The following is a 15,788-nucleotide window of genomic DNA, read 5'->3' on the forward strand; positions in this document are numbered from 1 at the left end:
GCTGTCCTCAGGCGGGACCGAAATGCTGGAAGAGCGCCGCATCGCGCGCAAGGTCGCCGCTGGCGCGCACGGGCTGGCGGTGGCCGGCCGCGAAAGCCAGCATGCGTTCGATGGGTCGGCGCGCGGCCTGGGCGATGGCGGGGTCCACCTCGATGGCGCACAGGCCCTGCTCCAGGGCCAGCTCCACGCCCTGCAGGCTGTTCATCGCCATCCAAGGGCACATGGCGCAGCTCTTGCAGGTGGCGCCCTGGCCGGCCGTGGGCGCGGGCAGGAAGGTCTTGCCCGGGTAGCGCATGCGCATGTCGTGCAGGATGCCCTGGTCGGTGGCGACGATGAAGGTGTCGGTGGGCAGCCGGCCTGCCGCGTTGATGAGCTGGGTGGTGGAGCCCACCACATCGGCCTGGGCGGCCACGGCGGCCGGCGACTCGGGGTGCACGAGGATGGCGGCCTGCGGATACTCCAGCGCCATGGCGGCCAGTTCGTCGGCCTTGAACTCGTCATGGACCAGGCAGGAGCCATGCCACAGCAGCATGTCGGCGCCGGTCTGGCGCTGGATGTGGGCGCCCAGGTGGCGGTCGGGGGCCCAGAGGATCTTCTCGCCGCAGGCGTGCAGGTGGGCCACGATGTCCTGTCCCACTGACGATGTGACCACCCAGTCGGCGCGCGCCTTCACCGCCGCGCTGGTGTTGGCGTAGACCACGACCGTGCGGTCCGGGTGGGCGTCGCAAAAGGCGCTGAACTCGTCTGCCGGGCAGCCCAGGTCCAGCGAGCAGCTGGCGTCGTCGTCGGGCATGAGCACCCGCTTTTCCGGGCTGAGGATCTTGGCGGTCTCTCCCATGAAGCGCACGCCTGCCACGACCAGGGTGCTGGCCTGGTGCTGGGCGCCGAAGCGTGCCATCTCCAGCGAATCGCCCACGCAGCCGCCGGTCTCGCGCGCCAGGTCCTGCAGTTCGCCGTCCACGTAGTAATGGGCTACGAGCACCGCATCGCGCTCGTGCAGCAGGGCGCGTATGCGCTCGGCGGTCCGAAGGCGCTGGGCGCGGTCAAGTTCGGGAGGAATGCGGGCCCAGGCCTCGCCGATGCCGCACTGGCCGGCGAGGGAGAAATGGGGCTTGTCGTACTGCACGGATTTGAGCTGCATGGTGGCCGTCCGGGACTGTGGAAAGGGCTGGTGATGGCTGCGAATAATATGCTCAATTTGAGTATTAGTGTGGTGTTTTTTGTCGCACAGGTGTTGTGCGGCAGCCAGGAAATCGAGGGCGGGAAAAGCGGCGCGGGGCCGCCTCAGCGCTGCAGCTGCACGTTGTTGCGGCCTGCGCCCTTGGCCTCGTACAGCGCTTCGTCGCCACGGCGCAGCATGGCGGTGGCAGTGTCCGTGGTGCCGCGCAGCGTGGCCACGCCCACGCTGGCGGTGACGGGCTCGCCGTGGGCCATGGGCGTGGAGGCCAGCAGTTCGCGCAGTTGCTCGGCAATGACCACGGCGGCATCGGCCGTGGTGTCGGGCAGCAGCGCCAGGAACTCTTCGCCGCCCATGCGGGCCAGCACGTCGGACTCGCGCAGCCGCATGCGGAAGGCGCGCGCCAGGGTGCGCAGCACGGCGTCGCCCATGTCATGGCCGTGCTGGTCGTTGATGCGCTTGAAGTAGTCCACGTCGATGACGAGCACGCTCAAGGGGCGGCCGCTGCGGCGCGCCAGCGCCATGGCAAAGTCCAGCTGGAAGTCGAAGCCGCGGCGGTTGAGCAGGCCCGTGAGCGGGTCGCTGCGCGCCTGGTGCTCCAGTTCGGCATTGGCCTGCTGCAGCTGCAGCGTGCGCTCGCGCACCTGGCGCTCCATGGCCTCGTTGGCCGAGCGCAACTGGGCAATGCTGCCGCGCAGCGCTTGCGAAAGGCGGTGTACTTCGCGGCTGCTGTGCAACTGCGGGATGTCGGAGGCCGCACCGCTTCCGTCGATGCCATTGGCGGCACGGGCCAGGCGCTTGAGATCCTGGCTCAGCCTGCGCGCCACCAGCCAGGCGATGACGGCGGCCACCAGCGCGGCCGCCAGGCCGCCGGCCAGCACCTGGTGCATGGCCTGGCGCGCGGGCGCGTAGGCGCTGTCATGCGGCTGGCGGGCCACGATGTGCCAGCCCATGGCCGTTGCCCGGTTGTGGGCCTGCAGCGGCACGGTGGCCGTCAGAAAGCTCTGCGGGCTGTCCTGCCAGCGCGCCACCTGTACGGGCTGCAGCGTGACATCGGCCGTATCGGCAGACACGGTATGGGCCACCGGCAGGCGCTGGTCCAGGGCCAGCAACGGCTCCAGGCTGTCGCCCGGCGCGTGGATGAGCCGTCCACGCCGGTCGAAGATGAACAGGCCGATCTGCCGGTCGGCGCTGTCGGCCTGCTGCAGGGTCTGCATGGTTTCGCGCACCCATTCCCAACTGCTGTGCATGCACAGCACGCCCTGGGTGAGATCGCCCACGCGAATGGGCGCCGCGAAGTCCATGAACCGGCGCGGCGCGCCGTCGGCCGCAGGCGGCAGCAAGGCGGACATCACAGGCGAGGAGGCGCGCACATCGCCCACATGGACGCGCTGCAGGCCCGGCTCGAACCAGGGCCGGTCGCTGACATCGAGGCCCACCAGCACCTGGTCGGTCGCGCTGCGCACCGTGCCCTCGGCGTCGGCCACGCCGATCCAGAGGCTGGTGGGCGTCAGTGAACGGGCGCGGTTGAGCAGTGCTCCCACGCCCGGGGCCTCCAGCCCCTGGATCCAGAGCTCCGGCGAGGCGGCCAGCACTTCCACGGTATGGGCGCGGCTGAACAGTCCATCGGACAGCTGCCGGGCGGCGTTGGAGGCCATGGCATGCAGCGAGACGCTGACCTCGCGCTCCATGCGCCAGCGCAGCAGCTCGCCGAATGCCAGGGACATCAGCACCGTCACGCCCACCAGCAGCGAGCCGAAGACCAGGGCCAATTGCGTGCGCAGGCCCAGGCGCTGCCAGCGGCTGGGCGCGGTGCTGGAATCCGGGGCGGGGGAATCCGGGGGGAAAAGCTCGTTCAACGCAGAAATCCGCTTTCAACTGTTCTGGAGTGCGGCCCGGCGCATGGCCAGGCGGGTGGCTGCCAGATCCCAGCCACCCCAGCCGCAGCATTTGAACAGCACGGGCGAATCCGAGCGCGGCCATTGCTCGCGCACCACCTGCTCCAGCGTGGGCAGGGCGGCGACATCGATGCCGGCCTGCAGCAGGTCACCGGCCTCATGCAGCGCATCCCCGGTATCGACCACCACGCGGCCCGACTGCAGCAAGCCCTGGCACAGGCCGGGTGCCAGCTCCACCATCTGCGGCGTGAAGGCGCCCACGGCCGAGATGAAGGCATCGCTGCGCGGCGCCTCGCGCAGCACCACGGCCCGGGCGGGCGTGCAGGTCACGATCAGCGGGCAGTGGCGCGCCGCCGCCTCCACATCCTCCACGGCGGTGGCCTGCAGTCCCATGGCCCGCGCCTGGTCGACCAGCGCCTGGGCGCTCTGCGCGCTGCGCGATGCCACCTGAACCTCGCGCACGCCCAGGCCTGCGGCAAAGGCCTGCAAATGGGCCAGGCCCTGCACGCCGGCGCCCACGATCAGCAACGGACCCTGCGGATTCGGCGCCAGCCTTTGCGCGGCCAGCAGCGACACGGCGGCCGTGCGCCGCGCCGTGACCGTGGGGCCGTCCAGGATCAGGCGGCGCTCGCCCGTGGCCACGTCGAAGACCACCACATCCCCCTGGATGGTGGCGCGCGGCGTGCCGGCGTTGCCGGGCGTGAAGCTGATCAGCTTGGTCATGGCCACCTGGCCGTCGGTGGCGGGCATGCAAAACAGGCTGCCACCGGCCGGCAGGGGCATCACGATGCGCGCCGGCACCTGCGCTGCCTGGGGCTGCAGCAGCAGGGCGGCGATCTCTTCGGCCAGTTCGTTCCAGGGCAACAGCCCGGCCGTGGCCTGGGCGTCAAGGGCGGTGGAGGAGGGCATGCTGGAATGGCTCATGGCCGCGACTGTACACAGTAGGCTTGGATCGACCAATTCACGATGTGTCCAGTGCTGCGCACAGGCCCGTGAGGGCCTGCGCAGGCACTACGATGTCGCCTATGTCACAAAAGCCTTCTTATCCGCGCGAAGAGCCCCGCTGGGACGGTTCGGCGCGGCCCGAAGCTCCGCGCAAGGAATCGGCCCCGCGCTATGAGCAGCAGCGGCGCGGACCCGCGCCCGAGCCGTGGCAGCGCGAACAGCCGCCCAGCGAGCAGGCTCCCGCGCCCCGCCGGCCCGGCGAGCCTGCACGCGAGCGGCGCAGGCGCGGCGGATGGGGGCTGGGCCTGGCGGTCGTCATCGGCCTGGGCATCGTCGCCGCGCTGCTGGCCGCCATGGTGCTGGTGGCCCGCGAGCAGGTCCTGCGCAGCCAGGCGCCACCGGCCACCGCCCCCATGGCGGTGCAGCCCGTGCGCTGATACACGCCGTATCATTGCCGCAGCTGCGGTCGCTGCAGTCCCGCAGGTTCCGACGTAATATCGCCGCCCGATGCTGCAGGCTGCAGCACAGATCCAGGAGTGAACACCATGAGATGGGATGGCAACCGCGAGTCGGACAATGTGGAAGACCGCCGTGACGAGGGTGGCGGTGGCGGCGGCCCCGTCTTCGGCGGACGCAGCATAGGCATTGGCACCATCGTCATCGCCCTGGTCGGCGGCTGGGTGCTGGGCATCAACCCGCTGACCATCCTGGGTGCGCTCAGCGGCGGCTCGCCGGTGCAGGTGCAGCAGCCTCAGGGCCCGGCCCACAAGCCGCCGGCCGATGACAAGCTCGCCCGCTTTGTCTCCACCGTGCTGGCCGATACCGAAGATGTCTGGCGCGATGTGTTCCGCCAGGGCGGCGCCCAATATACCGATCCCAAGCTCGTGCTGTTCCGTGGCGCAACGCCCACGGCCTGCGGCACGGGGCAGTCGGCCATGGGGCCCTTCTACTGCCCTGCCGACCAGAAGGTGTATATCGACCTGGGCTTCTACGAAACGCTCAAGAACCAGCTGGGCGCGCCCGGCGATTTCGCCCAGGCCTATGTGATTGCCCACGAGGTGGGCCACCACGTGCAGAACCTGCTGGGCATCAGCGCCCAGGTGGACCGCGCCCGTGGCCGCGTCAGCAAGGTCGAATACAACCACCTGTCGGTCAAGCTGGAACTGCAGGCCGATTGCCTGGCAGGCGTCTGGGCGAACCGCGCGCAAAGCGCCCGCCAGATCCTGGAGCAGGGCGATGTGGAGTCGGCCATGAATGCGGCATCCAAGATCGGCGACGACGCCCTGCAGCGCGCAGGCGGCGGCGCCGTGGTGCCGGACAGCTTCACGCACGGCACCAGCGCCCAACGCCAGCGCTGGTTCAGCACCGGCCTGCGTACCGGCAGCGTCAAGTCCTGCGACACTTTTTCGGCCGCGTCCCTCTGAGAAGTACCCCCCACGCTCGCGTTGCTGCGCAAGCTTCGCCGGCCCCTGCGAGGGGCCGCTTTTTCATCTGGAGGCTGCCCGGCGATGAAAAAATGCCCGCATTGCGGGCCCTCATACCGGGTTTTTGCGGGTTGCGCTCACACAACGCCATGCTTGTCCAGGTGCCAATTGGCGTTATTGCAACGCACAAATCGCGCTAGGTGCGACAATAGCGCTCTCAATGACAAGCTCTTTCTCCAATCTCCAGCTGGCTGAGTCCCTGGCGCGCGCCGTGGCCGACATGGGCTACGAGTCCATGACGCCCATCCAGGCACAGGCCATTCCGGTCGTTCTGACCGGCAAGGATGTCATGGGCGCCGCCCAGACCGGCACAGGCAAGACGGCGGCGTTCTCGCTGCCGTTGCTGCAGCGGCTGATGCGCCACGAAAATACCTCCGCTTCGCCTGCACGCCACCCCGTGCGGGCGTTGGTGCTTTTGCCCACACGCGAACTGGCGGACCAGGTGGCCCAGCAGATCGCCCAGTATGCGAAGTACACCAAGCTGCGCAGCACCGTGGTGTTCGGCGGCATGGACATGAAGCCGCAGACGCTGGAGCTCAAGAAGGGCGTCGAGGTGCTGGTGGCCACGCCGGGCCGTCTGCTTGACCACATCGAAGCCAAGAACGCCGTGCTCAACCAGGTCGAGTACGTGGTGCTTGACGAGGCAGACCGCATGCTGGACATCGGCTTTTTGCCCGATCTGCAGCGCATCCTGTCCCACCTGCCCAAGACACGCACCACCTTGCTGTTCAGCGCCACCTTCTCGCCCGAGATCAAGCGCCTGGCCAGCAGCTACCTGCAGGACCCCGTCACCATCGAAGTGGCCCGCCCCAACGAGACGGCGTCCACGGTGGAGCAGCGCTTCTACAGCGTCAGCGACGACGACAAGCGCTATGCGCTGCGCTCCCTGCTCAAGCAGCGCGACATCCGCCAGGCCTTCGTCTTCTCCAACAGCAAGCTGGGCTGTGCGCGCCTGACGCGTGCCCTGGAGCGTGATGGCCTGCGCGCAACGGCGCTGCACGGCGACAAGAGCCAGGACGAGCGCCTGAAGGCGCTTGAAGCCTTCAAGCGCGGCGAGGTGGATCTGCTGGTGTGTACCGATGTCGCGGCCCGTGGCCTGGACATCAAGGACGTGCCGGCCGTCTTCAACTACGACGTGCCCTTCAACGCCGAAGACTATGTGCACCGCATCGGCCGCACGGGCCGCGCAGGCGCCTCCGGCATTGCCGTGACCCTGGTGACCAACCACGATGCGCGCCTGGTGGGCGAGATCGAGAAGCTCATCAAGAAGAAGATCAACGTCGAGGCCTGCCCCATGGAAGATTTCCGTGGCAGCGCACCGCGTGGTCACCGTTTTGACGAGCTGCCGCGCCAAAGCAGCGGCGGCTACGGTCGTGAACGGGATCGCGGCGCCGAGCGTGGCGATCGCGGCGGTGATGCGTCGCGGGGCAGTTCCGGTTTTGGCCATCGCGGCTCGCGCATGGCCCAGCGCCCGGCGCACTCGGACCCGTTCTTCGACAAGCCCTACGAGGCAACCGCCAGCGTCGATGCGAGCTGGGACAGCCAGGGTGCTGCCGCGCCCAAGGCGGGCAGCGGCATCAAGCCCAAGCGCAAGCTGGCCGCGCTGTTCAAGGCGCCTGTTGCGCCCGTCGCGCCGGTCCCGCCTGTGGCACCCGTCGCCACTTCCGAGGTCTGAGCACCGCGCAAGCCGCCTGCCTCACGATAAACGCCTGCCTTGCAGGCGTTTTTTCATGGGCGCTCGCCCATCGGCGTCGTCCAGGTCAGCCCGGGGCCTGCGCCTGCGGGCAGTCCACCTGGATCAGTTCCCGGTCCGCCAGGTGATCGCCGAAACGCATCATGCTCAGGCAGCCGCCCCAAACGCAGCCGGTGTCCAGCGCCACCAGGTCGGGCCGGCTGATGTGGCCCAGCGTCGACCAGTGGCCAAACGCAATCGTTGCGCTCGCCGTGGCGCGGCCCGGCACATCGAACCAGGGCATGAGGCCGGGCGCCGCCTGCTCGGCCGACTCGGTGCTGTCGAAATCCATGACACCCTGTGCGGTGCAAAAGCGCAGCCGGGTCAAGGCGTTGACGATGACCCGCAGGCGCTCCCAGCCCTGCAGGTCGGGTGACCAGCGATCGGGCTGGTTGCCGTACATGGCCTGCAAGAAATCGGGCAACTGCTTGCTGCGCAGTACCGCATGCACCTCGCCCGCCAGCGCCATCACTTCCTGGCTGCTCCACTGCGGCAGCACGCCGGCATGGACCATCAGCAGTTCCTCGCCATGCGCCATGCGGTGGCTGCGCGCCAGCGGCTGGTGGCGCAGCCAGTCCAGCAGCTGATCGCGGTCGGGCGCATCCAGCACCCGGGCCAGCGTGTCGCGCCGGCTGCTGCGGCGCACGCCCTGGGCGGCGGCCAGCAGGTGCAGGTCATGGTTGCCCAGCAGGGCGCGCATGGAGTCGCCGGCGGCCATGCAGGTGCGCAGCACCTTGTCCGATTCCGGACCGCGGTTCACAAGGTCGCCCAGGATGTACAAGGTATCGCGGCTGGCGGAGAAGTCCACGCGGTGCAGCAGGCGCTCAAAGGCGTCGTGGCATCCCTGGATATCGCCGATACAGTAAAGTGCCATGGTCTTCTTTCTGATATACGAACCATGGATTTTCTGCTGATCGCGTTGCTTACGCTGCTCAATGGGGTGTTTGCAATGTCCGAATTGGCACTGGCCTCCAGCCGCAAGGCTCGGTTGGTGGCACTGGCTGAAACAGGCGACAAGGGTGCGGTGGCAGCACTGGCCTTGCTCGAAAACCCCACGCAATTTCTTTCTTCGGTGCAGGTGGGCATCACCTCCATCGGCCTGCTCAACGGCATTTTGGGCGAGGCGGCCTTCAGTGACGGGCTGGCCGCATGGCTGCTGGGCCTGGGAATTCCGGAACGCGCGGCCAGCATTTCTGCCACGGCGCTCGTCGTGACCGTGATCACCTTCGTCACCATCGTCTTCGGAGAGCTGGTGCCAAAGCGCATAGGCCAGCTTTATCCCGAAACCGTGGCCACGGTGGTTTCCCGGCCCATGACCTGGGTGGCATCCGCCGCAAAGCCCTTTGTGCGGCTGCTGGCCTTTTCCACGCGCGCCATGCTGACTCTGCTGCGCATCAATGAATCCGCAGCGCGCGCCGTGACCGAAGAGGAAATCGTGGCAAGCCTCGCCGAAGGGCGGGATGCCGGAGTGATCGAGGCCAACGAGCACCAGATGGTGCAAAACGTCTTTCACCTCGACGACCGCTCACTGACGTCGATCATGGTCCCGCGCGGCGACGTGCAATGGCTGGATGCCGACATGACCGTCACCGAGGCATTGCAGGCCTCGGCCGACGACCACTCGAAGGGCGGGCATTCCTGGTACCCGGTGTGCCGTAATTCGCTGGATGACGTGGTCGGCATCATCAGCGTGGCGCGCCTGCTGGCATTGGGCTCGGATGCCGCCGGCACCACGCTGTACGAACATGTGCTCCCGGCTTCTTTCCTGCCCGAGACGCTCAGCGCCATGGAGCTGCTGGAGCAATTGCGTGCCCGGTCCGGGCGCATGGTGTTTGTGGTGGACGAATATGGCGTGGTGCAGGGCATCATGACGCCCCGGGATTTGCTCGAGGCGATTACCGGCGAGTTACAGCCTGTGACCGAGGCAGAAGCCTGGGCCATGCAGCGTGAGGATGGCTCCTGGCTATTGGACGGTCTGATGCCCATATCGGAGCTGAAGGCGCGCCTCGATATTCGTGATCTTCCCGATGAGCACCGCGGCCGATACAACACCGTGGCGGGCCTTCTCATGGCAGAAAGCGGTCATTTGCCCATTCTGGGGGAACGGGTCAGCTGTGCGGGTTGGATCTTCGAGGTGATCGATCTCGATGGCAAACGCATTGACAAGGTGCTGGCCATATCGGATTTATCCGAGAACTACTCTTCGCAATAGGCAGCAGCGATATTGTGGGTTTTGCTTACATGCGTCTTGCGCCATGGGCTGATTATGTTTTTATAATGAAAGCTCTTAAACTACTTTCAAGGCGCATACCATGAGCTCTTACAAGGAACTGCTGAAGCAGCGACAGGAACTGGAGCAACAGATCCAGGAAGCACGCAAGCGCGAGCTTGCCGACGCCGTGGGACAGGTTCGCAACTTGATTGCCGAATATGGTCTGACTGCCGATGACGTGTTTCCTGCAGCTCGTGGTCGTACCGCTGGCACAACCGGCGCCAAAGTGGCTCCCAAGTACCGCGATCCCGCAACCGGCCAAACCTGGACCGGACGCGGCAAGCCGCCAAAGTGGATTCAGAATCAGGACCGTGAGAAGTTTGTCATCTGATTTTCCCGTCGCGCATGAAAGAGCCCGCCCAGTGCGGGCTTTTTTCATTGTCACGGCCATTTGTCAAAAGATTGTCTCAGTTGAGAATCTCTATCATCTGAGGCGTAAAGTGTGGATCCGTGTATGGACATTTCCAGAGCGGCGATGCAAAGGCCGATTTTTGGCCGCGCCGCACAGGTGATGGCGGGGCGATGTCCTTTATGGCAGTTTGGTGCGTGGCGGGATGCCCGTTTTTGGGATCTTGATGCGCCTCAATGCCTGGGGGATGTGCGCATGTTTCAGAAGATTCCGAGCATTCTTTGATTTTCTTCAGCGGTGTCCGACTTGAATAATCAGGCCCCGGCCGCCATGGGTGGCGGCAGGGGCACAATACGCACATGAACAAGCAGGTGTTGATTGCCGGCGGCGGCATTGGTGGCCTGGCCGCCGCCATCGGTGCGTCGCGGGCGGGTTGGGAAGTGCGTCTTTTCGAGCAGGCGCCCGCGCTCAGTGAAGTGGGCGCCGGAATCCAGATCGGTCCGAATGTCGTGCGGCGGCTTCAGGCCTGGGGCCTGCAAAAACCGCTGCAGCAGGTGGTGGCATTGCCGGGCAGCCTGCGTGTGCGCAGCGCAGTCACCGGGCAGGAATTGGCGCACATGCCCTTGGGCAGCGAGTCCGTGCAACGCTATGGCGCGGCCTACGCCACCATCCACCGGGCCGATCTGCAGCAATTGCTGCGGGAAGCCGCTCAGACTTATCCGGGCATGCACCTGAACCTGGGTCAGCCCATCGAGAGCTTTTCCGAGACCGACGGCGTGGTCACCGTGCGAACCCGGGCCGGCAAGCTGATCGAAGGCGATGCCCTGGTCGCCGCCGATGGCGTGCGCAGCGTTCTGCGCCAGCAGTTGCTGGGCGACGGCCCGCCGCGTGTCACCGGGCACCTGGCCTACCGCGCCCTGGTACACCAGGCCCAGTTGCCCAAGCGCCTGCGAGCCACCGATGTCACGGCCTGGCTGGGCTCGCGCATGCATGCCATCCAGTACCCCGTGCGCCGGGGCGAGCTGCAGAACCTGGTGATCATCATCCAGGGCCCGGCGCCCGAGGATCTGGCGAACTGGGACCATGCGGGCAATCTGGACGATCTGGTGCGGGTGCTGCAGGGCAGTTGCCCCCAGCTGCTGGACCTGGTCCAGCATGTGCCTGCAGCCGGTGGCGACTGGCGGCTGTGGCCGGTGGGGGACCGCCCGCCCGTGCAATCGGCCGCGCAGATGGCGCGCGGCGTGGTGGCCTTGCTGGGCGATGCGGCCCATCCCATGCGCCCCTATCTGGCCCAGGGTGCGGGCATGGCGATTGAAGATGCAGCGGAGCTGCAGCGCGCCCTGTCCATGCACGATCTCGACGTCAACATGCGCCTGCGCCGCTACGCGCTCAACCGCTGGCAGCGCAACGCGCGCGTGCAGGCACGCTCGCAGCGCAACGGCCGCATCTTCCATGCCACGGGTCCCGTGCGCTGGGGGCGTGACCTGTCGCTCCGCCTGCTGGGCTCCAGGCTGATGGATCTGCCCTGGCTGTACCGTGGCGATGGCTCGGCCGCCAACGCCTTGTAGAGACACAGACTCCGGCCGCTAGGCGGCGGATGCCTGGCGCAGCAGCGGCGAGGAGGGCAGGAAACGGAACGCGGTCGACGCGCCCACCAGCGTGGCTGCAATCGAGATCATCACGGCCTTGTAGGGCTCCACGCCCCAGGCCTCGGCCCAGGCCGCCACCCAGCCCGTGAACCATTGCACCAGGGCCACGCCCAGGAACATGGCCATGGTGAACAGCGACAGTGCGCGGCCGGTCATCTCGGGGGGGTAGGAAGCGCGCACGTCGGCGTACTGCAGCACCGAATAGCCCGACAGCAGGCCCATGGCGAAGATCAGCGCCACATTGGTCCAGCCATGGTGCAAAAAGGCCATGAGCATGAACAGGCTGCCCATGAGCAGCGAGTAATTGGTGAGCCAGCGCCGGCGCCGTCCTGGGCCGGGATCCATGCGCCCGAAAATCGCGGGGCTGAACAGCGAGATCATCGATACGACCAGCGCCACATTGCCGCTTTCCACCAGCGAAAAGCCATAGCGATGGATGAGCAGCGGCCCCAGCCACAGGCCGCGCAGCGCCAGAAACGATGCATAGCAGGCCATGGCCAGCAGGACGATGCCCAGCGTATGCGGCAGCGTGAACAGCTCGGCCATGCGGCGTGCCGCCACGCCCCAGCTTTCCCGTGCGGCGGTCTGTGCTCCGCTGCGGGCAGGCTCGTGCACGCGCCACCAGATCAGCAGCCACGACAGGGCCGACATCACGGCCAGCAGCGCAAAGCCCGAGCGCCAGCCGAAATGCTGGACCAGCCAGGCCAGTGGCGTGCCTGTGAACAGCAGCCCCAGTCCACCGACACCCATGCCCACGCCCGACAGAAAGGCAAAGCGGTCCATGGGAAAGTGGCGCGAGATGAACATGGTGCAGGCCAGAAAGGCGGGCGAGCAGCCCACGCCGATCAGCAACTGGCCCACCATCAGCCAGCCGTAATTGGGTGCAGCGGCGGACAGTGCCGACCCCGCAATCGCCAGCGGAAACGACAGCAGCACCGTGCGCCGCAGGCCGTAGAGGTCCATGCCGATGCCCATCAGCAACTGGGCCACGCCGAAGGACAGGCCGAACAGGCCGGCGAAGGCGCCCAGCGACTGGGCCGTGAGCCCGAAATCCTGCTGAAGACCCGTGGCCATGACCGAGGTGGTGGTGCGAAAGGCCTGGCTCAGCGCAAAGGCCGAGAGCAGGGACAGCAGCATGGCCCACAGCAGCTGGCTGCGCGGCGGCGGTGCTGCGGGGGAGGTCTGCGAAGCCTCTGTGTGTATGTTGTTGTGTGGGGGCTGTTGTGGCGCTGCGGACACGGTATTTCTCCTGGCGCCGCAGCTTACCCGTTTGCGCGCCTGCCCGCTGTCGCCACCGCAGCGGCCTGCCGTCGGTGGCGCCCGCCAGTTCTTACAGCTCGGTGCGCAGCACCCAGATTTCGGGGAACAGCACCACGTCCAGCATCTTGCGCAGATAGCTGACGCCGCCGGTGCCGCCCGTGCCGCGCTTGAAGCCGATGACGCGCTCCACCGTGGTCAGGTGGCGGAAGCGCCACAGGCGGAAGGCGTCCTCGATGTCGGCCAGCTTTTCGCCGAGCTGGTACAGGTCCCAGTGCTTGTGGGGATCGCGGTAGACGGTGATCCAGGCCTGCTTGACGCCTTCGCTTGCCTCATAGGGCTGGGTCCAGTCGCGCTCCAGCCGGTCGGCGGGCACGTCGATGCCTTCGCGCGCCAGCAGCTGCAGGGACACGTCGTAGAGCGAGGGCGAGCGCCATGCCGCCTCCACCTGGGCCAGCAGGTCGGGCCGGTGGGCATGGGGCTGGAGCATGGCGGCGTTCTTGTTGCCCAGCGAGAACTCGATGCAGCGGTACTGGTAGCTCTGGAAGCCGCTGGAGTTGGCCAGGTAGGGACGCATGGCCGTGTACTCGGGCGGGGTCATGGTGGACAGCACGGTCCAGGCACTGACCAGTTGCTCCATGATGCGGCTCACGCGGGCCAGCATCTTGAAGGCGTCGGCACGCGTGCCGCCTGCGATGGCGGCCGTGGCGGCTCGGACCTCATGCAGCATCAGCTTCATCCACAGCTCGCTGGTCTGGTGCTGGATGATGAACAGCATCTCGTCATGCGCGGGCGACAGCGGATGCTGTGCCGTGAGGATCTGGTCCAGGTGCAGGTAGTCGCCATAGCTCATGGACTGGCTGAAGTCCAGCTGGGCGCGCTCCTCTTTGACGATGGATTCGGTGCGGCCGGGGCTGTTCATGGGGCAGCCTGAGTGTTCGGTGGTCATGTGGGAGTCTCGCAAGTCTCGACGCGGAAAATGCAGGGCGCAGCGTAACCGAATCCCGCGCTGAAATCCTGCGGGTTGCAAGAAGCGGGATGCGCAGGTGGTCCGGGCTGCGTAGAGTAGGGCATCCGATGACCCAGAAAGACATGCCGTGTCCAACCAAGCCATGAATCAAGCCAGCGATGCCACTGCCAACCCCGCGGCCCTGGTGGCCCGATGCTGCCGCTGGCTGGAGACCGAGGAGCCCCCACCCGCCCTGGGCCAGCTGGCCGAACGCTCGGGCCTGAGCCCCTGGCAACTGCACCGATTGTTCAAGCAGGCCACGGGCCTCACGCCCAAGGCCTATGCCAAGGCCCATCGCGCGCATGCCCTGCGCGCGGCGCTGCAGCCGGGCCAGAGCGACTCGGTCACCGATGCGGCCTACTCCAGCGGCTATGCGGCCAGCAGCAGTTTCTACCGCGACGCAGGCGCCATGCTGGGCATGGCGCCCGGCGACTACCGGCGCGGCGGCATGCGCCAGACCATCCGCTTTGCCGTGGCCGAATGCACGCTGGGCAGCATCCTCGTGGCCAGCACCGAGCGCGGCGTGTGCTGCGTGCTGCTGGGCGACGACGCCGAGGCCCTGGTGCAGGACCTGCAGCAGCGCTTTCCGCTGGCCGAGCTGGTGGGTGGCGATGCGGGCTTCGAGCACACCGTGGCCCAGGTCGTGGCCCTGGTCGAGCAGCCGCGCCGCGGCCTGGCGCTGCCGCTGGACGTGCAGGGCACGGTCTTCCAGCAGCGCGTGTGGCAGGCGCTGTGCGCCATTCCGGCCGGCCAGACCCTGAGCTATTCGGAACTGGCCCTGCGCCTGGGCATGCCCACGGGCGCCCGCGCCGTGGCCAGCGCCGTCGCTGCCAACCCGATTGCCGTGGCCGTGCCCTGCCACCGCGTGGTGCGCAACGACGGCAGCATCTCCGGCTACCGCTGGGGCGTGGAGCGCAAGCGTGCCCTGCTGCTGCGCGAGGCGCGCCAGGCGCAGGAGGCGGCTGGCAAGGACGCTGGGCACGCACCGCTGCGCCAGGCAGGAAGCGCATGAGCGGGCAAGGGCGAGGCACCGGCCAGATCCATCAGGCGCAGCAGCAACTGACGCTGCCGGCCGGCTACCGCATGAACGAGTTCTGGGGCTTTCACCGGCGCGATGCCCAGCGCCTGTCCGAATGCGATCTGCAGGACGGCGACACCATCCGCATGCACAAGGGCCTGATGTGGAAAGGCCTTCCCACGCTGCTCACCCTGGAGCTGACGCAGCATTGCGAAGAGGCGGCCGTGGTACAGGCCCGATGGCGCCTGCCCGCCGGTGCAGGCGCCATCGCCGGCATGGACGATGTGCTGGCCGCCATGCTGCGGCGCATGTTCGGACTGTCCCAGGATGTGGGCGAATTCGAGCGCCGTTTTGGCCGCCATGCGCGGCTGGGGCCGCTGCTGGCGCGCCAGCGTGGCCTGCATGTGCCGGCGGCCTGCACGCCCTGGGAGGCGCTGAGCTGGGCCGTCACCGGGCAGCAGATCAGCGTGGCGGCAGCCGTGTCGCTGCGCCGCCGCCTGATCGCTGCAGCCGGCCAGCCGGTGGCGCTGCACGATGGCCATGCCGACGCGCCGCAGCAGCTGTGGTGCATGCCGGAGGCCGCCCAGCTGGCACAGCTCGGTGAGGAGGATTTGCGCGCAGCCGGCTTTTCGCGGAGCAAGACGCACACGCTGCGCCTGCTGGCGCAGGCCGTGCAGTCGGGTGAATTGCCGCTGGACGACTGGGCGGCCCTGCCTGAACTGCCGGTGGCCGAGATCCGCGAGCGGCTGCTGGCCCTCAAGGGCATAGGCCCGTGGACCGTGAACTACATGCTGCTGCGCGGCTATGGCCACCTGGACGGCCCGCTGCACGGCGATGTGGCCGTGCGCCGGGCCCTGGCCCTGCTGCTGAAGACGGACGCCATGGACGCGGTGCAGACCGAGTTGTGGCTGCGGGACTTCGCGCCCTGGCGCGCCCTGGTCGCGGCCCATCTCTGGGCCTCGCTGTCGTCCACGGCGTTCTGAGCGCCGGGCTCCAGG

15 protein-coding genes are annotated in these 15,788 nt (G+C 67.6%); 9 read left to right on the forward strand and 6 right to left on the reverse strand.

The window, feature by feature from the left end; translation table 11 throughout:
- Nucleotides 1–7: 7 nt before the first annotated feature.
- The 3 genes from nadA to ACUTR7_RS18360 form a co-directional block, all read right to left on the reverse strand.
- The gene (nadA, locus tag ACUTR7_RS18350; protein WP_034391148.1) at nucleotides 8–1,141 is read right to left on the reverse strand and encodes a quinolinate synthase NadA; all 1,134 of its coding nucleotides are present in this window, start codon (nucleotides 1,139–1,141) and stop codon (nucleotides 8–10) included.
- 143 nt (nucleotides 1,142–1,284) lie between these two features.
- Complete coding sequence (locus ACUTR7_RS18355) at nucleotides 1,285–3,036, reverse strand: sensor domain-containing diguanylate cyclase (RefSeq protein WP_445609491.1); 1,752 nt, start codon at nucleotides 3,034–3,036, stop codon at nucleotides 1,285–1,287.
- Between the two features lie 15 nt (nucleotides 3,037–3,051).
- On the reverse strand, nucleotides 3,052–3,999 hold the full coding sequence (locus ACUTR7_RS18360) for a delta(1)-pyrroline-2-carboxylate reductase family protein (RefSeq protein WP_065346726.1): 948 nt from the start codon (nucleotides 3,997–3,999) through the stop codon (nucleotides 3,052–3,054).
- A gap of 101 nt (nucleotides 4,000–4,100) precedes the next feature.
- Here ACUTR7_RS18360 and ACUTR7_RS18365 point away from each other — a divergent pair, with 101 nt between their 5' ends.
- The 3 genes from ACUTR7_RS18365 (at nucleotide 4,101) to ACUTR7_RS18375 (ending at nucleotide 7,179) form a co-directional block, all read left to right on the forward strand.
- Complete coding sequence (locus ACUTR7_RS18365) at nucleotides 4,101–4,457, forward strand: hypothetical protein (RefSeq protein WP_224986416.1); 357 nt, start codon at nucleotides 4,101–4,103, stop codon at nucleotides 4,455–4,457.
- A gap of 108 nt (nucleotides 4,458–4,565) precedes the next feature.
- On the forward strand, nucleotides 4,566–5,444 hold the full coding sequence (gene ypfJ / locus ACUTR7_RS18370; protein ID WP_012204077.1) for a KPN_02809 family neutral zinc metallopeptidase: 879 nt from the start codon (nucleotides 4,566–4,568) through the stop codon (nucleotides 5,442–5,444).
- Between the two features lie 220 nt (nucleotides 5,445–5,664).
- Complete coding sequence (locus ACUTR7_RS18375) at nucleotides 5,665–7,179, forward strand: DEAD/DEAH box helicase (RefSeq protein ID WP_013803680.1); 1,515 nt, start codon at nucleotides 5,665–5,667, stop codon at nucleotides 7,177–7,179.
- An 85-nt stretch (nucleotides 7,180–7,264) separates the two neighbouring features.
- On the opposite strand, the gene ACUTR7_RS18380 is transcribed toward ACUTR7_RS18375, so the two are convergent.
- The gene (locus tag ACUTR7_RS18380) at nucleotides 7,265–8,110 is read right to left on the reverse strand and encodes a symmetrical bis(5'-nucleosyl)-tetraphosphatase (RefSeq protein ID WP_180317779.1); all 846 of its coding nucleotides are present in this window, start codon (nucleotides 8,108–8,110) and stop codon (nucleotides 7,265–7,267) included.
- A gap of 24 nt (nucleotides 8,111–8,134) precedes the next feature.
- Between ACUTR7_RS18380 and ACUTR7_RS18385 the strand changes: the two genes are divergently transcribed.
- The 4 genes from ACUTR7_RS18385 to ACUTR7_RS18400 all read left to right on the forward strand — a co-directional run bounded on the left by ACUTR7_RS18385 (nucleotide 8,135) and on the right by ACUTR7_RS18400 (nucleotide 11,425).
- Nucleotides 8,135–9,448, forward strand: coding sequence for a hemolysin family protein (locus tag ACUTR7_RS18385; protein WP_012204080.1), 1,314 nt, complete (start codon nucleotides 8,135–8,137; stop codon nucleotides 9,446–9,448).
- 100 nt (nucleotides 9,449–9,548) lie between these two features.
- Entirely contained in the window at nucleotides 9,549–9,839 is a 291-nt protein-coding gene (locus tag ACUTR7_RS18390) for an H-NS histone family protein (RefSeq protein ID WP_012204081.1), read from the forward strand.
- A gap of 123 nt (nucleotides 9,840–9,962) precedes the next feature.
- Nucleotides 9,963–10,142 (forward strand): hypothetical protein, encoded by a 180-nt coding sequence (locus ACUTR7_RS18395; protein ID WP_445609492.1) that lies wholly within the window; start codon nucleotides 9,963–9,965, stop codon nucleotides 10,140–10,142.
- 74 nt (nucleotides 10,143–10,216) lie between these two features.
- Nucleotides 10,217–11,425 carry an FAD-dependent monooxygenase gene (locus ACUTR7_RS18400; protein WP_013803678.1) on the forward strand — a complete coding sequence of 403 codons (1,209 nt, stop codon included), beginning with the start codon at nucleotides 10,217–10,219 and terminating at the stop codon, nucleotides 11,423–11,425.
- 18 nt (nucleotides 11,426–11,443) lie between these two features.
- On the opposite strand, the gene ACUTR7_RS18405 is transcribed toward ACUTR7_RS18400, so the two are convergent.
- Both ACUTR7_RS18405 and kynA read right to left on the reverse strand, forming a co-directional pair.
- Nucleotides 11,444–12,745 (reverse strand): MFS transporter, encoded by a 1,302-nt coding sequence (locus ACUTR7_RS18405; protein WP_065347802.1) that lies wholly within the window; start codon nucleotides 12,743–12,745, stop codon nucleotides 11,444–11,446.
- A 91-nt stretch (nucleotides 12,746–12,836) separates the two neighbouring features.
- On the reverse strand, nucleotides 12,837–13,712 hold the full coding sequence (gene kynA / locus ACUTR7_RS18410) for a tryptophan 2,3-dioxygenase (RefSeq protein WP_445609493.1): 876 nt from the start codon (nucleotides 13,710–13,712) through the stop codon (nucleotides 12,837–12,839).
- Nucleotides 13,713–13,875: 163 nt separating this feature from the next.
- Here kynA and ada point away from each other — a divergent pair, with 163 nt between their 5' ends.
- Together ada and ACUTR7_RS18420 are read left to right on the forward strand one after the other, a co-directional pair.
- Nucleotides 13,876–14,784 carry a bifunctional DNA-binding transcriptional regulator/O6-methylguanine-DNA methyltransferase Ada gene (ada, locus tag ACUTR7_RS18415; protein WP_445609589.1) on the forward strand — a complete coding sequence of 303 codons (909 nt, stop codon included), beginning with the start codon at nucleotides 13,876–13,878 and terminating at the stop codon, nucleotides 14,782–14,784.
- The gene (locus tag ACUTR7_RS18420; protein WP_445609494.1) at nucleotides 14,781–15,773 is read left to right on the forward strand and encodes a DNA-3-methyladenine glycosylase family protein; all 993 of its coding nucleotides are present in this window, start codon (nucleotides 14,781–14,783) and stop codon (nucleotides 15,771–15,773) included. The genes ada and ACUTR7_RS18420 overlap by 4 nt, the downstream gene beginning before the upstream one ends.
- Nucleotides 15,774–15,788 lie beyond the last annotated feature (15 nt).

It is taken from the genome of Delftia sp. NA_296.1 (assembly GCF_052692095.1).

What these genes read in the sequence shown, in the direction of transcription:
- nadA (WP_034391148.1), bottom strand. Translation starts at nt 1,141, where the DNA reads ATGCAGCTCAAATCCGTGCAGTACGACAAGCCCCATTTCTCCCTCGCC.
- ACUTR7_RS18360 (WP_065346726.1), bottom strand. Translation starts at nt 3,999, where the DNA reads ATGAGCCATTCCAGCATGCCCTCCTCCACCGCCCTTGACGCCCAGGCC.
- ACUTR7_RS18365 (WP_224986416.1), top strand. Translation starts at nt 4,101, where the DNA reads ATGTCACAAAAGCCTTCTTATCCGCGCGAAGAGCCCCGCTGGGACGGT.
- ypfJ (WP_012204077.1), top strand. Translation starts at nt 4,566, where the DNA reads ATGAGATGGGATGGCAACCGCGAGTCGGACAATGTGGAAGACCGCCGT.
- ACUTR7_RS18375 (WP_013803680.1), top strand. Translation starts at nt 5,665, where the DNA reads ATGACAAGCTCTTTCTCCAATCTCCAGCTGGCTGAGTCCCTGGCGCGC.
- ACUTR7_RS18380 (WP_180317779.1), bottom strand. Translation starts at nt 8,110, where the DNA reads ATGGCACTTTACTGTATCGGCGATATCCAGGGATGCCACGACGCCTTT.
- ACUTR7_RS18385 (WP_012204080.1), top strand. Translation starts at nt 8,135, where the DNA reads ATGGATTTTCTGCTGATCGCGTTGCTTACGCTGCTCAATGGGGTGTTT.
- ACUTR7_RS18390 (WP_012204081.1), top strand. Translation starts at nt 9,549, where the DNA reads ATGAGCTCTTACAAGGAACTGCTGAAGCAGCGACAGGAACTGGAGCAA.
- ACUTR7_RS18395 (WP_445609492.1), top strand. Translation starts at nt 9,963, where the DNA reads ATGGACATTTCCAGAGCGGCGATGCAAAGGCCGATTTTTGGCCGCGCC.
- ACUTR7_RS18400 (WP_013803678.1), top strand. Translation starts at nt 10,217, where the DNA reads ATGAACAAGCAGGTGTTGATTGCCGGCGGCGGCATTGGTGGCCTGGCC.
- kynA (WP_445609493.1), bottom strand. Translation starts at nt 13,712, where the DNA reads ATGACCACCGAACACTCAGGCTGCCCCATGAACAGCCCCGGCCGCACC.
- ada (WP_445609589.1), top strand. Translation starts at nt 13,876, where the DNA reads ATGAATCAAGCCAGCGATGCCACTGCCAACCCCGCGGCCCTGGTGGCC.
- ACUTR7_RS18420 (WP_445609494.1), top strand. Translation starts at nt 14,781, where the DNA reads ATGAGCGGGCAAGGGCGAGGCACCGGCCAGATCCATCAGGCGCAGCAG.